This is a genomic window from Serratia sp. JKS000199 (assembly GCF_900215455.1).
Taxonomy (GTDB): domain Bacteria; phylum Pseudomonadota; class Gammaproteobacteria; order Enterobacterales; family Enterobacteriaceae; genus Serratia; species Serratia ureilytica.
Genome location: NZ_LT907843.1, coordinates 363516 through 377063, shown reverse-complemented (window position 1 = coordinate 377063; position 13548 = coordinate 363516). Strand labels below are relative to the sequence as shown.

The 13548-nt window shown below is 58.1% G+C and carries 14 protein-coding genes and 1 other RNA gene; 3 read left to right on the top strand and 12 right to left on the bottom strand.

Annotation, left to right across the window (positions count from 1 at the left end):
* Positions 1–50: 50 nt before the first annotated feature.
* The 5 genes from CPH57_RS01855 to ffs form a co-directional block, all read right to left on the bottom strand.
* A complete protein-coding gene (locus CPH57_RS01855) occupies positions 51–473 on the bottom strand; it encodes a type II secretion system protein N (RefSeq protein WP_231922817.1) in 423 nt (140 codons plus the stop codon).
* A 111-nt stretch (positions 474–584) separates the two neighbouring features.
* Positions 585–1028, bottom strand: a complete 444-nt coding sequence (locus tag CPH57_RS01850) for a CadC family transcriptional regulator (RefSeq protein ID WP_226772955.1) — start codon at positions 1026–1028, stop codon at positions 585–587.
* Positions 1029–1462: 434 nt separating this feature from the next.
* A complete protein-coding gene (locus CPH57_RS01845; protein WP_033642090.1) occupies positions 1463–1957 on the bottom strand; it encodes a FidL-like protein in 495 nt (164 codons plus the stop codon).
* On the bottom strand, positions 1942–2739 hold the full coding sequence (locus CPH57_RS01840) for a winged helix-turn-helix domain-containing protein (protein ID WP_096241957.1): 798 nt from the start codon (positions 2737–2739) through the stop codon (positions 1942–1944). The genes CPH57_RS01845 and CPH57_RS01840 overlap by 16 nt, the downstream gene beginning before the upstream one ends.
* A gap of 365 nt (positions 2740–3104) precedes the next feature.
* An RNA gene (gene ffs, locus CPH57_RS01835) (signal recognition particle sRNA small type) lies at positions 3105–3201 on the bottom strand.
* Between the two features lie 156 nt (positions 3202–3357).
* Here ffs and CPH57_RS01830 point away from each other — a divergent pair.
* Positions 3358–3672: an MGMT family protein gene (locus tag CPH57_RS01830; RefSeq protein ID WP_033642088.1), complete on the top strand. Its 315-nt coding sequence runs from the start codon at positions 3358–3360 to the stop codon at positions 3670–3672.
* 64 nt (positions 3673–3736) lie between these two features.
* On the opposite strand, the gene CPH57_RS01825 is transcribed toward CPH57_RS01830, so the two are convergent.
* On the bottom strand, positions 3737–4228 hold the full coding sequence (locus CPH57_RS01825) for a YbaY family lipoprotein (protein WP_033642087.1): 492 nt from the start codon (positions 4226–4228) through the stop codon (positions 3737–3739).
* Between the two features lie 231 nt (positions 4229–4459).
* On the opposite strand from CPH57_RS01825, the gene tesB reads away from it, so the two are divergent.
* Positions 4460–5323, top strand: a complete 864-nt coding sequence (gene tesB, locus CPH57_RS01820) for an acyl-CoA thioesterase II (RefSeq protein WP_033642086.1) — start codon at positions 4460–4462, stop codon at positions 5321–5323.
* Positions 5324–5413: 90 nt separating this feature from the next.
* Here tesB and amtB read toward each other — a convergent pair whose 3' ends face one another.
* From amtB to CPH57_RS01795, 5 genes are all read right to left on the bottom strand, one after another.
* Entirely contained in the window at positions 5414–6700 is a 1287-nt protein-coding gene (gene amtB / locus CPH57_RS01815; RefSeq protein WP_033651092.1) for an ammonium transporter AmtB, read from the bottom strand.
* A 35-nt stretch (positions 6701–6735) separates the two neighbouring features.
* Positions 6736–7074 carry a P-II family nitrogen regulator gene (gene glnK, locus CPH57_RS01810; protein ID WP_004940327.1) on the bottom strand — a complete coding sequence of 113 codons (339 nt, stop codon included), beginning with the start codon at positions 7072–7074 and terminating at the stop codon, positions 6736–6738.
* A gap of 278 nt (positions 7075–7352) precedes the next feature.
* A complete protein-coding gene (smdB, locus tag CPH57_RS01805) occupies positions 7353–9131 on the bottom strand; it encodes a multidrug efflux ABC transporter permease/ATP-binding subunit SmdB (protein ID WP_033651091.1) in 1779 nt (592 codons plus the stop codon).
* Complete coding sequence (gene smdA, locus CPH57_RS01800) at positions 9124–10899, bottom strand: multidrug efflux ABC transporter permease/ATP-binding subunit SmdA (protein ID WP_033642081.1); 1776 nt, start codon at positions 10897–10899, stop codon at positions 9124–9126. The genes smdB and smdA overlap by 8 nt, the downstream gene beginning before the upstream one ends.
* Positions 10900–10991: 92 nt before the next feature.
* On the bottom strand, positions 10992–11453 hold the full coding sequence (locus CPH57_RS01795) for an Lrp/AsnC family transcriptional regulator (RefSeq protein ID WP_004940330.1): 462 nt from the start codon (positions 11451–11453) through the stop codon (positions 10992–10994).
* A gap of 122 nt (positions 11454–11575) precedes the next feature.
* Between CPH57_RS01795 and CPH57_RS01790 the strand changes: the two genes are divergently transcribed.
* Positions 11576–12616 carry a PLP-dependent cysteine synthase family protein gene (locus CPH57_RS01790; RefSeq protein ID WP_033642080.1) on the top strand — a complete coding sequence of 347 codons (1041 nt, stop codon included), beginning with the start codon at positions 11576–11578 and terminating at the stop codon, positions 12614–12616.
* A 63-nt stretch (positions 12617–12679) separates the two neighbouring features.
* On the opposite strand, the gene cof is transcribed toward CPH57_RS01790, so the two are convergent.
* Positions 12680–13501, bottom strand: coding sequence for an HMP-PP phosphatase (gene cof / locus CPH57_RS01785; protein ID WP_047025761.1), 822 nt, complete (start codon positions 13499–13501; stop codon positions 12680–12682).
* Positions 13502–13548 lie beyond the last annotated feature (47 nt).

Genomic DNA, 13548 nt, shown 5'->3' with positions numbered 1-13548 from the left:
ACAGTGTTGCCTTATGCTGTAAAACACCCCACGCCGAAGCGGCGCGCCGGCTACTCTTTAAACGTCAGCGCGGCGTAATAACCGTTTTCATCGAGCAGTATTTTGTTTTTTAATACCCGCACGATAACGGCATTGCTGCCGACCAGCCGATCGCCAACGCCATACCCGGTTTGCTTACCGCCATGTTCCACGATAACCAGGCTTTTTTCGGCGTTATCACTGAACAGCAGACCGGTTATCTTGCCGAGCGCCGCGGCCTCCGGCGCGTTAGCCAGCAGCTCGGCGCCGATCGCCCACTCGCCGACCTTATACCCGCGCGCCTTTTCGCCGCTTTTCGCCGCCTGATAGCGGCCAAACCAGTGTGCGTCGTTAATTTTCTCGATGTCATCTTCCTGGGGAAAGACGCCATGGCGCACTTGCTCACGCCCACTTTCAAGGTGCGGCTCAACGGGTTCGTTATTCACGGTTATCATTCGCCACACCTGAGAAAGCATAAACGTCAAATTAGCCAGGAAGAAAAGTAGAATAAAAAAGTCTATCAACCGCTTGCTCACTGGCCCCCCGGTTATTCAACGGCGCCAACGCTAAGCGGAAATGCCCAACACCATCGCCACGGAAAACAGCAGCGTGATGGCCAGCGCCACTTTATAATTCACGGCGTCCAGCCACGTTCGCCGCTGTTTATTAGCCGCCGGTGCCAAGCATTGCTCCCGCGTATTCGCGCGTTCGCAGGCCTGGAAACTCAGCATCACGCCAAATCGGGGAATGGTTTTGATCACCTCGCCCGGAATACCGTGGCGGGAGAGCAAAGCGCGGCATTGGAATATCATTTGATAATAGTTATTGTCGCTGATGGTCTCATGGTTGCAGAACCAGACTGCGCGTATAATGTCATTTTTCTTATAGATGCCACTCAACAGGCACAGCATGAAACGCCGCTGCAATTCGGTCATTTCGATGAGCACATTCTCTTTTTTAAATAACAGCGTCTTTTCATTGTTGTTTAAGATCACCAACTCATTTTCCAACAGAGTCTCGTTCAGGGCAATGCTATGTATGTCCATCTCTCGCCTATCAGTTTAATGAAGTCCAAAGGCTCCCTGTGCCATTACCTTTGCACGCATGCGGCAGATGCATTTTCAACGCAAATAAGTGATTCGCCGTGTTAAGAGCCGGCTCAATTAATCATGTTAAAAATATTCATGCAACTTATTTATTTAAAATAAACAATATAAAATTAATCTAACAAAACAACACAAACCTAAAGCCATTAAGTCATTTAAAAACATGGTGATAGAAGAATTTATAAAATAAGTGAACCGCCATTAAATTCGATTAGTGATGCGAAAAATAGACAATGACCGATAATAACTCATGTTATTAGTTGTGCGCTAAAAAGACGGCGGAACGCTATAAACGGCAAATAAAATACATCTTTATCGGAGGGGCAATAAAGTAAACGTCAGGATTCAATATTGCATAAGAACATCGGCGAATAGGCATTGCTAAACATCAACGTGTTTTTATCAATGCTGCGAATATGATAAAACGTCGACTCATTGCTGAAAAAGTAGGTATAAATCTCTTCCGGCAAGGTATCACGCGGCGAATAGTTGACCTCGCCATACTGAAAGCGATAAAAACTCCCCTGCGAAACATAGCTGAAGTTAACCCGCCGATTGACGAAGTATTTCTTTTCACCGTCGTTGGCTAACCCCGACAGGACCATCACGCCCTTATCGCCGGACAAAAAGATGTAGTTTATTTTCAGCGACAGCTGAATGTCGTTATGGGCCGCCTGCGCGTCCAGTGAATTGAAATAATTGAACGTGGCGTTCGCTTCACAGGAAAAATCACTGAAGTCATGATGGCTGCGTATCAGGGAATACATCACGCTGCCGGTCAACACGCACAGGCCGACCAGCGTGGCTGACAGAATATTTAACTTTTTTTCCATGCCCGAATGTACTCGCTCTCACAGTTATGCAAAACAGCCGCACTGTCCTTCGTGCATTTGGCGATAAACTGGCGTCCGCTGTCTTCATTGGCATTTTGAGAACGGTTAACCTTGGTAATGACGACCTCGCCGGATCGGCAATGTCGGCCATACAAATCTTTCCTGACCAGAAACTGCAAGTAGCCGTCCTGGTGATTCGCCAAAAAATGGCCGGCATAGTAGATCGGGCAACCGTTCACCGTGCCGACGTAGGACAATACCTGCTTCTTTTCACTGTCGCGATGGTGCTTGTAATAGATGAAGCACAGCGCCAGAAAAGATAAGGGTACGACGATCGATAAACTGCGCAGCAGAATAAAAAAATAGTGATGGGTGTTTTTTGTCGTTGCGGCAGGTGACGCCAACGTCACTGAGGCATCGGCAAGCTGAGGGGGCTCGGGTAAATCAATCCGCAGTCGGTCGACAGGTATTATTCGATTAAGTCTATACCCCTTTTTGGATAGGGTAACGATGAGGCGCTCGTTGAAACCGACAGACGTCAATGCGCGTCGGGTCAGGCTGATATATTGATTTAACGTCGCGGAAGAGGCGCTCAAGCCGTGATCGGTCCAAACCTGCTGCAACAGCATCTCGCGGCTCACCGTCTCATGGCCGTGTTCAAGCAAGCATTTGAATACTCTGGCATTGACGCTGGATAAGAAAACTTCCCGCCCCTTCTTTAAACTTTTCAATGAACCGTTTTCAGTATTAAATGTAATATCTTTATCAATGATATAAATCATGTTTAGCCTGACAGCGCACACGGGTTATTATTTAAACTTATTGAGCCAGTTCGACGACCGCCGCTAAGCGCGGATAGTTTTTTCGCACAGAGAAAAAACAATACTAACGTCATCCCAACAGGTGCGCAACTTTAAGAATTTTCCCCATCTCTCCATCCTTATTTGTCCCACAAATGGCGGTATACGCGTTATTTTTTCGCCGTCATCGGATCTGTTGGCAACAATACATTTCTATCAGGGGGATAAAGGCTAAAACGGTGCAGAGGACACGCTTCGCGATCGCGACGTGAAAGTAACGCCTGTTCAGCGTATCGACTTGATGAATAACGGGGAAGAGCGTTTTGCGGGACGCAAATGGGTGGGGACCCTGCCAGCTACATCCCGGCACACACGTCACCTGCTGCGGCTGCTTCCTTCCGGACCTGACCGAGTTCACAAGTTAGTGTTGCGGGAGAACCAACAGGGCCCCCATTGACGGCTTCTGTACTCCGAAGCGGTGGGCATTATCGGCGATGCCCCATCAAATAGCAAGCCAACCCGGGCCAACCGCTGTTTTCTTGCCCACCTGCATTGTGGCACACTCTCCGCCTGGGTTTTGACTCGCGCAGGAACTGCAACATGCAACCAGAAGACGCCTCTTTCAGCCAGCGGGTATTCCATATCGTGGCCGCTATTCCGTACGGCAAAGTCACCACCTACGGTGAAGTCGCCCGTCTGGCCGGTTCGCCGCGCGCCGCGCGTCAGGTCGGCGGCGTGCTGCGGCGTTTGCCGGAAGGCAGCACGCTGCCGTGGCACCGCGTAATCAACCGGCACGGGCAAATCTCGCAACAGGGGGAGGATTTTCAACGGCAACGGCAGGCATTGCTGGCGGAGGGGATTATTTTCGGCCCGCACAGCACGGTCGATTTCGATCGCTACGGCTGGCGCTGGTAAAACAAAACAGCCTTTGGCCGAAGCGCAAAGGCTGTTGATTGGGTCTTGCCGTACCGCAGCAGAATTACTGCATCGCGCTTGGCGCAGCCTGCATCGGCACGCCCTGCACCGGAACCAGCAGCAGATCGGCGCGGGTGCCGTTGCGGTTAACCACTTCCTGGATCGTGTCGGTAATGAACATCAGTCGCCCGTTGACCGTCACCGCCGCGCTCAGAATGATGCGCGCATTCGGTTGGATATCAGACGGGTTGTACGGCAGCGTAAAGTTGAACGGCGCTTGTTGCCCTTCGGTACGTATCGCGCGCTGTGCAATCACTTTGGACGGCGCATCCGCCAGCGAGGCATCAGAGAGGGTGACAGTCAGTACGGCGTCCGGCGGCAGCGCAATGCGCTGACGTATATTAACCGAACCTGTCACCGCCGGCCCCTGAATCTGCGTTTGCGCAGCCGCCGGGTTGCCGGCCGCCGGTGTAGGCACATCAGCACTCTTTTGCGCGCATCCTGCCAGCGTGATCGTCAGTGCTGCGGCACCGCCTACGATTTGCCAGAGTTTCATGGATCGGTCTCCTTTTTTATTATCAACACGTTGGTGGCTTTCACCACCTCACTCATTAAACTTAGCACAAAACACTGATAAATCCACTTTGCCCCGCCTATTAATCACTTAGCCAGCCCAATGCGCTCACTATTAAGAGCATTCTCATCGGCCCTTTAACGCAAGATATTGACGCCGCGCCGTGATATTCCGCACACTGCGCAAAATGATTATTAGAAAGGTAACAATTTTATGAGCCAGGCATTGCAAAACCTCCTCGATCTGTTGGATCTGGAGAAAATCGAAGAAGGGCTGTTCCGCGGCCAAAGCGAAGATCTGGGGCTGCGTCAGGTGTTCGGCGGGCAAGTGGTCGGCCAGGCGCTGTACGCCGCCAAACAGACGGTGCCGGACGAGCGCAGCGTGCACTCGTTCCACAGCTACTTCCTGCGCCCGGGCGACAGCAGCAAGCCGATCGTCTACGACGTAGAAACCCTGCGCGACGGCAACAGCTTCAGCGCCCGTCGCGTCAGCGCCATCCAGCACGGCAAACCTATCTTCTATATGACCGCCTCCTTCCAGAGCCCGGAAGAAGGTTTCGAGCACCAGAACCAGATGCCGGACGTGCCGCCGCCGGAAGGGCTGCTGTCCGAATCAGAGATTGCTCAGAAGCTGGCGCCGATGTTGCCGACCAAAGTACGCGAAAAATTTATCGGTCAGAAGCCGATCGAAATGCGCCCGGTGAAATTCCACAACCCGTTGAAGGGCAGCGTGGAAGAACCGCATCGCTACGTGTGGTTCCGCGCCAACGGCAGCATGCCGGACGATGCGCGCATCCACCAATATCTGCTGGGCTACGCATCGGACTTTAACTTCCTGCCGACGGCGCTACAGCCGCACGGCGTCGGCTTCCTCGAGCCGGGCATGCAGGTGGCCACCATCGACCATTCGATGTGGTTCCACCGCCCGTTCCGCATGGATGATTGGCTGCTGTACGCGGTGGAAAGCTCCTCCGCCTCCGGCGCACGCGGCTTTGTGCGCGGCCAGATCTACACCCGCGACGGCGTGCTGGTCGCCACCACCGTACAGGAAGGGGTGATTCGCCAACGCGACGCCTGATTTGCGGCATAAAGAAAGGGGCGATGTTTCCATCGCCCCTTTTTGCTTCATCATTATTTTCGTATTTAGCGCACTGCCCTGCTTCGAGTCTTACTGGTTGTAGGCGCTCTCGCCGTGGCTGTTGACGTCCAACCCTTCGCGCTCCTGCTCTTCCGGCACTCTCAGCCCCACCATCGCGCCCGCGATCTTGAAGGCGATAAAGGCGGCGACGCTTGACCACACCAGCGTAATCACGACGCTCAGCAGCTGGATCCACACCTGATGCCCCATCGTCACCCCTTCGGCATAGCCGGTGCCGCCGAGGGAAGAAGCGGTGAACACACCGGTCAGCAGACAGCCGACGATGCCGCACACGCCGTGCACGCCGAACACGTCGCAGGTGTCGTCCACTTTCAGCCATTTCTTCAACGTCACTACGCCCCACAGGCCGGCGACGCCCCCCACCAGGCCGATGATCAACGCGCCGCCCACGCCCACGGTGCCCGCCGCCGGCGTAACGGCAACCAGCCCGGCGATCATGCCGGAGCAGGCGCCCAGCAACGAAGGCTTGCCGCGCAGCACCCACTCGGCGAAGGTCCAGGACAGAATGGCGCCCGCAGTAGCCACCACAGTGTTCAGGAATGCCAAGGCCGCGATGCCGTTAGCCGCGCTGGCGGAACCGGCGTTAAAGCCGAACCAGCCGATATACAAGATGGACGCGCCGGTAAACACCATCGGCAGGTTATGCGGTTTGAACGCCTCTTTACCGAAGCCGGCGCGTTTGCCGAGCAGATAGGCGCCGATCAGCCCGGCGCTGGCGGCGTTGATGTGCACCACGGTGCCGCCGGCGAAGTCCAGCGCGCCGTCGGTGGCCAGATAGCCACCGCCCCACACCATGTGTGCGATCGGCAGGTAAGACAGGGTGAACCACAGGATCGCGAAGATCAGCACCGCCGAGAAGCGAATGCGTTCGGCGAAGCCCCCCACCACCAGCGCCACGGTAATGCAGGCGAAGGAGGCCTGGAAAGCGACGTGGATCATCTGGCTGATGCTGCCGGTGACGCTGTCGATGCCGATGCCTTTCAGCATCGCCGTCTGGAATCCGCCGAACACCGCATTGCCTTCGCTGAACGCCAGGCTGTAGCCATACAGCACCCACAGCACGCAGACCAGCGCGAAGGTGACGGTGACCTGCGTCAGCATCGACAGCACGTTTTTGCCGCGCAGCAGGCCGCCGTAAAACAGCGCGATGCCGGGCAGCGTCATGAACAGCACCAACGCGGTGCAGATCATCATAAAGGCGTTGTCGGCCTTATCGGCGACCGCCGGGGCGGCCAGGGCCAAAGAAGGAACCAGGGTTACCGAACTCAGGCCCAACATGGATAACAGTCTTTTCATTATCAATCATCCCCATCACTTAACTGAGTTCGCGGTTACAGTGCCGATTCGTCGGTTTCGCCGGTGCGAATACGGATCACGCGTTGCAATTCGGCAACGAAAATTTTGCCGTCGCCGATTTTGCCGGTGTAGGCGGCTTTGCTAATGACATCAACCACTTCATCCAACTGATCGTCGGCGATGGCGATATCGATTTTGACCTTGGGCAGGAAATTGACGTTATATTCGGCGCCGCGATACAGCTCGGCGTGCCCTTTCTGGCGGCCAAAGCCCTTCACTTCGGTTACGGTCAACCCCTGAATGCCCACGGAGGACAAGGCCTCGCGCACGTCCTCCAGCTTGAACGGTTTGATTACCACGGTCACCAGCTTCATATTGCCTCTCCACGAATTAAGCCCAAACTCACCCCGGTACGCCTCATATGTAGCAAGGGCTGTGCCAAATTTTATTTTGCATGGCGATTCAGCGGATTAGCGGGCACGCGGGCGCCGCCGCGGCGCGGTGCAGTACCGATACCTTGAATGGGTTAAATAATGCGCACTGATTTGGTGCGCGTCGCGTCGAAAAAGTGCAGAAAGGGGGCGTAGCCTGGCGGAGTTGCCTGCTTGTGGTGCGTTGGGAAAAATAAGGGCCGCGATCGCGGCCCGTGGGATCAGGCGGGTTGGCTCTCGTCGCGCACCGCTTCTGCCAACTGCTCGCCCGCCAGCTGCAGCTGATACATCTGGTAGTAGCGCCCCTGCTGCGCCAGCAGCTGTTGATGGTTGCCCTGCTCCACCGCCTGGCCCCGATGCAGCACCAGAATGGAATCGGCATCGACGATCGTCGAGAGGCGGTGAGCGATCACCACCAGCGTGGTGTGCTCGCGGATCACGCGCAGCGCCCGCTGGATAGCCTGCTCGGTGCCCGAGTCGATGTTGGCGGTCGCCTCGTCGAGGATCAGGATCTGCGGCGCCTGCACCAATACCCGCGCCATCGCCAGCAGCTGTTTCTGCCCGACCGACAGGTTATTGCCCTGCTCCCCCAGCCGGGTATGGATACCCTGTGGGAAGCCGCGCACCAGACTCGCCAGCTGCACCGTTTCCAGCGCCCGCCAGACGGCTTCTTCATCGATGTTGCGCCCCAGCGTCACGTTGGCCAGCACCGAATCGGCGATCACCACCGGATCCTGTTGCACCATCGCCACGCCCTGGCGCAGCGTGCGGTGCGACAGGCTGGAGAGCGGACGGCCGTCGAGACGCACTTCCCCTTCGCTGACCGGGTAATAGCCCATCAGCAGGTTAGCCAGCGTGCTCTTGCCGCTGCCGGTGTGGCCAACCAGCGCCACGAAGCCGCGTGAGGGCACCGCCAGCGAAATATGCTGCAGCACCTTTTTATCCGCACGGTAGGCGAAGCTCAGATCGGTGATGTCGATGCTGCCGCTGGCCAACGGACGATCGTCTGCGCCGTAGCTTTGCTGGCTGCGATCCATCAGTTCGAAAATACGTTCGCCGGCCACCACCGCCTGCTGCAGGATCGACTGTTGTGACGTCAACTCGATCAGCGGTTCGTTCAAACGCCCCAGGTAGTTGATGAAGGCATAGAGCACGCCGACGCCAATCACGCCTTCGCCGCTGAAGCCGAACAACATCAGCAAACCGCACAGCACCAGCGCCGAAAACAGACTGAGCAGCGGCCGCAGAAGAAAACCGTCGAGCCGCAGCGTCTGCATGCGCGCGAGATAGTGCGATTGGCTGGCGGCGCTCATGCGTTCGCCGAAGCGCACCTGCTGGCGGAATTGCTGGATCACGCCCATGCCGTTGATCACTTCGTTGAAACCGTCGTTGATGTCCGCCAGATAACTGCGCACACGGCGCACAATCGGCGTGCTGTAATATTGATAGATGCCCATCACCACGAACACCGCCGGGAAGATGCAGATAGCCACTAACGCCATGCGCCAGTCGAGGCTGAACATCGCCACCAGCATGGCGCCGATCAGCGCGGCGCTTTTCAGCACCGTGGAGACCACCATCACGTACAGGTCCTTGATCACTTCGGTGTCGTTGGTGACGCGCGAGATCAATTGCCCGACCGGTTGCGTGTCGAAGGCGCTGAGCGGCTGGCGCAGCGCGGCGTCCATCACGTCGGTACGCAGCCGCTGCACCACGCCTACCGCCGCCTGGTTGAACAGCAGCGCCTGGAAGTAGTGCAGCGCCGCCGCCAGCAGCTCCAGCAGAATGTAGGCCGCCGCCAGCCCGCCGACAATCATCAGCGGCAGTTGCCCTTTGGCGACGTAATTATCGATAAAATAGCTGACCAGGATCGGCCCGGCGACTTCCGCCGCCGCCGCCACCCACAGCATCAGCACCGCCACCCCCAGCGGTTTGCGGTACGGCGAGCCGTAGGCCAGTAGCCGCTTCAGCGTCGGCCACAGCTTTTGCACTTTATTCATCGGCCAACGCCTCCTCGCCGTTTTCCGGCGCTTCGTCCAGCGCCGCTTCCAGCTGCTGATAACGGTACATATCGCGATACCAGCCCGGCTGCGCCGCCAGCGCCGCCGGATCGCCGCGCTGCGCCACGCCACCGTGCTGCATCACCAGGATTTCGCTGGCTTCGGTCAATGCCGACAGCCGGTGCGCGCTGATGATCACCGTGCGATCTTGCCCCCAGCTGCGCAGGTTGTGCAGGATCTGGTGCTCGGTACGGCCGTCCACCGCCGACAACGCATCGTCGAGGATCAGGATCTCCGCATCCAGCAGCAACGCGCGCGCGATGGAGATGCGCTGTTTCTGGCCGCCCGACAGCATCACGCCGCGTTCGCCCACTTCGGTGTCATAGCCCTGCGGCAGCCGCAGAATGTCCTCATGGACGCTGGCCAGCCGCGCCGCCTGTTCAATCTGCGCCTGCGTCGCCCCCGGCTGGCCCAGCGCGATGTTGTTCGCCACGGTATCGGAGAACAGGAACGGCGTCTGGCTCACCACCGACAGCCGCGAACGCCAGTCGTCGAGCCTGACCTGCGGAAGCGGCAGGCCGTGATAGCGGATCTGCCCTTGGTCGACGTCGAACTGACGCTGGATCAGCGACAGTAATGTCGACTTACCGGCCCCGGTCGGCCCGCACAGCCCCAGCATCTGCCCCGGCTTCAACGTCAGCGCCACGTCATGCAGCGCCGGGTGCGGGTTTTCCGGGTAGTGGAACGCGCGGATATCCACCTCCAGCACGCCGCGCCCGGCCGGCAACGCCTGCGGGCCGTCCTGCACCGCCGGCGCCTCGTCGAGCAGGCTGCGGATACGGCTGTAGGCCGCGCTGCCGCGCTCGACGATGTTGAACATCCAGGCCAGCGCCAGCATCGGCCAGATCATCAGGCCGAGGTACATCACAAAGCTGGTCAGTTGCCCGAGCGTCAGCGAACCGTTCACCACCATCCAGCTGCCGCCGCCGATGGCCAGCAGGTTAGAGGCGCCGATGGCGATATAAATGGTCGGATCGAAGCGCGCATCCACCCGTGCCACGTGCATGTTCTTGGCGCCGGTCTGCGCCGCGACGTCGGCGAAGCGGTTGGATTGGTGATCTTCCAGCCCGAAGGCCTTGATCATGCGGATGCTGGTCATGCTTTCCTGCGCCTGATCGTTGAGGCTGGAAAACGCCGCCTGCGCCGATTTAAAGCGCTGGTGCAGCTGATCGCCGTAATATTTGATGGCGATCGCCATCAGCGGCATCGGGATTAACGCCAACACCGTCAGTTGCCAGCTGATTTGGGTGCTCATCACCACCAGCACCACCAACCCCATCACCAGCGAATCCACCAGCGTCAGCACGCCTTCACCGGCGGCGAACACCACGCGATCCACGTCGTTGGTGGCGCGCGCCATCAGATCGCCGGTGCGGTGGCGCAGGTAGAACGCCGGGTTCTGCCGACTGAGCTGACGGTAAAAGTTTTCGCGCAGCTCGACCGCCAGCTGGTAGGAAGCGCCGAACAGCAGCACCCGCCACACATAGCGCAGCAGGTAAACGACGATCGCAGTGCCGATCATCAGCCCAAGCCAGGCCAACAGCACGCCGGTAGACATCTGTTTTTCGGTGACGCCGTCCACGATGATGCCGACCAGTTTAGGCGGCAGCAGTTGCAGGATGGCGATGACGATCAGCAATACCACCGCGCCCAGGTAGCGGCGCCACTCCCGGCGGAAGTACCAGCCGATTTGTGCAAATAATCTCACGCAGTTTGATTCCAGGGTTTTATGAGGTTTGTCTCTTTTTCCGCTTCAACGGAGCAGGATACCACCGTTGAGCCGCTCGTCCGGTGAACTTTTCACTCCGGCACCGGCAGCGCGGTAGTGTATTTGATTTTTTCCATGGCAAAGCTCGAGGTGACGTCGATAAGGCCCGGCACGCCGTTCACCAGGCGCTTGTAAAAACCGTCGTAACTTTTCATGTCCGCCACTTCGACCTGCATCAGGTAGTCGTACTCTCCCGCCATACGGTAGAACGCCAGCACCTCGGGCATCTGGCTGGTCAGCTGCACAAACGCCTGATACCACTCGCTGCTGTGCTGTTGGGTCTTGATCAGTACGAACGCCGTCAGCCCCAGGCCAAGCTTTTCGTTATCCAACAAGGCCACCCGGCCGCGGATATAGCCTTCGTCTTCCAGACGTTTCAGGCGCTTCCAGCACGGCGTAGAGGTCAAATTAACCGCATCGGCCAGCGCCTGCAGCGACTGGGTGCAATCTTGCTGCAGCATGCACAGCAGCTTACGGTCTGTTTTATCTAACATAGCGGCCACCTGGAGAAAAATTTTCTCCCATTAGGCGATTAAACAGGGAAAATGGCAATCCTTTTTTCCTGCCGACAGGCTATGCTACGCCATAAATCAGCCCCCTATTCTGAGGCCAAATCATGACAAACTCTTGGGTAAAATATGCTATCGGTGAAATAGAAGCGGATTTTCAACGCTCCGCCGATACGCACCTGATTCGCCTGAACCTGCCGGCGTTTCCCGGCATCTGCCTGTACCTGAAAGATGAGAGCACCCACCCGACCGGCAGCCTGAAACACCGCCTGGCGCGCTCGCTGTTCCTTTACGGCCTGTGCAACGGCTGGATCACCGAGAACACCACCATCATCGAGGCCTCTTCCGGCAGCACGGCGGTGTCCGAAGCCTACTTCGCGCGGCTGATCGGTCTGCCGTTCATCGCGGTGATGCCGTCCTGCACCGCACGCCGCAAGGTAGAACAGATCGCCTTTTACGGCGGCCGCTGTCACTTCGTCGATCACGCCGCCCAGATCTACGCCGCTTCCGAACAGCTGGCGAAAGAGCTGAACGGCCACTATATGGATCAGTTCACCTACGCCGAGCGCGCCACTGACTGGCGCGGCAACAACAATATCGCCGACAGCATCTTCCGCCAGATGGCGCGCGAACCCTTCCCGGTGCCGAAACACATCGTGATGAGCGCCGGCACCGGCGGCACCTCCGCCACGCTGGGGCGCTATATCCGTTATCAGGGGCACGACACCCGGTTGACGGTGGTCGATCCGGAAAACTCGGTGTTCTATGACTGCTTCCACCACGGTGATCGCACCCTGATCGGCAGCTGCGGCAGCCGTATCGAAGGCATCGGCCGCCCACGCGCCGAGCCGTCGTTCATCCCTTCGGTGGTCGATAACATGTTGCGGGTGCCGGACGCCGCCAGCGTCGCCACCATTCACTGGCTGGAGGCCGTGCTCGGCCGCAAGGTCGGCGCCTCCACCGGCACCAACGTCTGGGGCGCGCTGCAATTGGCGAAGCAGATGCGGGAAAACGGCGAGCAAGGGGCGATCGTTACCCTGCTATGCGACAGCGGCGAGCGCTACCTCGATACCTATTACAACCCGGAGTGGGTCAGCAACAACATTGGCGATCTGCAACCGTATCTGGCGCAGCTGGCGGATTTGTAACGCCGGGCGCAACGTAAAAAAAAGCCGGGTAGTCATACCCGGCCGGCTGTAAGGAGAACCTCATTATTCGGGGGAATAGGTGAGGCAAGGTGAACGCAGCCAATGTTGTAAATAATGAGCTACCGCCTGTTGTTGGCAGTGGCCGATAACCGGCAGCTGCGGCAGCAGGGATTTCAGCTGCGGCAGGGCGTTCCCCATCACCACGCCGTGTCCCACCGCGCCCAGCATCTCTTTGTCGTTCATCGCATCGCCGAATGCCATGCAGTCGGCCATCGTCAATCCCAGGTGACGGCTCAGCCGATCCAGCGCCGCGCCCTTGTTGCAACCGAGTGGCAGCACCTCCAGGCAATCGTAAGCGGAGAAACACAGATCGGCCTCGCCGCCCAGCTGCGCCCGCAGCTGCACCTGCAATTCCAGCAACTCCTCATGCGGTGCGACAAAGCACACCTTGCTGTTGCCGAACGCCGGTAAGCGGCGCACGTCAGCCAGTTGGAAACGAAAGCCGCTCAGGTGGTGCGCCTGCAGCATCTCTTCCGGCGCGGGGAACTCGGTCAGCCAACCTTCGTCGCGGAACACGTGCATGCTGGCGCGGGTGCGCCAATGATGATGCAGCACCTCTTCGGCGATCTCCGCCGGCAGATCGGCGGCGTGCAGCTGTTGGCCACGGTTGTCATACACCCGCGTGCCGTTGCCGGTGATCAGATAGCCCTGCAGCCCCAGCTGCGCCATGATCGGTTGCGCATCAAGGTAGTGCCGCCCGGTGGCGAACGTCACCACCATCTCCCGCTCCACCAGCTGGTTCAGCACCGCCAGCGTTTCCGGGCCAACCCGGTGATCCGGCATCAACAGCGTGCCGTCCATATCGAAAGCCGCCAGGCGATACATAAAGACCTCATGAATGTGAACGCGATTACAATCAGTGCAGTATGGGA

Bases quoted from the DNA above. Each gene is read 5' to 3' on its own strand.
- CPH57_RS01855 (WP_231922817.1), bottom strand. From the start codon at position 473: ATGATAACCGTGAATAACGAACCCGTTGAGCCGCACCTTGAAAGTGGG.
- CPH57_RS01845 (WP_033642090.1), bottom strand. From the start codon at position 1,957: ATGGAAAAAAAGTTAAATATTCTGTCAGCCACGCTGGTCGGCCTGTGC.
- CPH57_RS01840 (WP_096241957.1), bottom strand. From the start codon at position 2,739: ATGATTTATATCATTGATAAAGATATTACATTTAATACTGAAAACGGT.
- CPH57_RS01830 (WP_033642088.1), top strand. From the start codon at position 3,358: ATGCAACCAGAAGACGCCTCTTTCAGCCAGCGGGTATTCCATATCGTG.
- CPH57_RS01825 (WP_033642087.1), bottom strand. From the start codon at position 4,228: ATGAAACTCTGGCAAATCGTAGGCGGTGCCGCAGCACTGACGATCACG.
- tesB (WP_033642086.1), top strand. From the start codon at position 4,460: ATGAGCCAGGCATTGCAAAACCTCCTCGATCTGTTGGATCTGGAGAAA.
- amtB (WP_033651092.1), bottom strand. From the start codon at position 6,700: ATGAAAAGACTGTTATCCATGTTGGGCCTGAGTTCGGTAACCCTGGTT.
- glnK (WP_004940327.1), bottom strand. From the start codon at position 7,074: ATGAAGCTGGTGACCGTGGTAATCAAACCGTTCAAGCTGGAGGACGTG.
- smdB (WP_033651091.1), bottom strand. From the start codon at position 9,131: ATGAATAAAGTGCAAAAGCTGTGGCCGACGCTGAAGCGGCTACTGGCC.
- CPH57_RS01795 (WP_004940330.1), bottom strand. From the start codon at position 11,453: ATGTTAGATAAAACAGACCGTAAGCTGCTGTGCATGCTGCAGCAAGAT.
- CPH57_RS01790 (WP_033642080.1), top strand. From the start codon at position 11,576: ATGACAAACTCTTGGGTAAAATATGCTATCGGTGAAATAGAAGCGGAT.
- cof (WP_047025761.1), bottom strand. From the start codon at position 13,501: ATGTATCGCCTGGCGGCTTTCGATATGGACGGCACGCTGTTGATGCCG.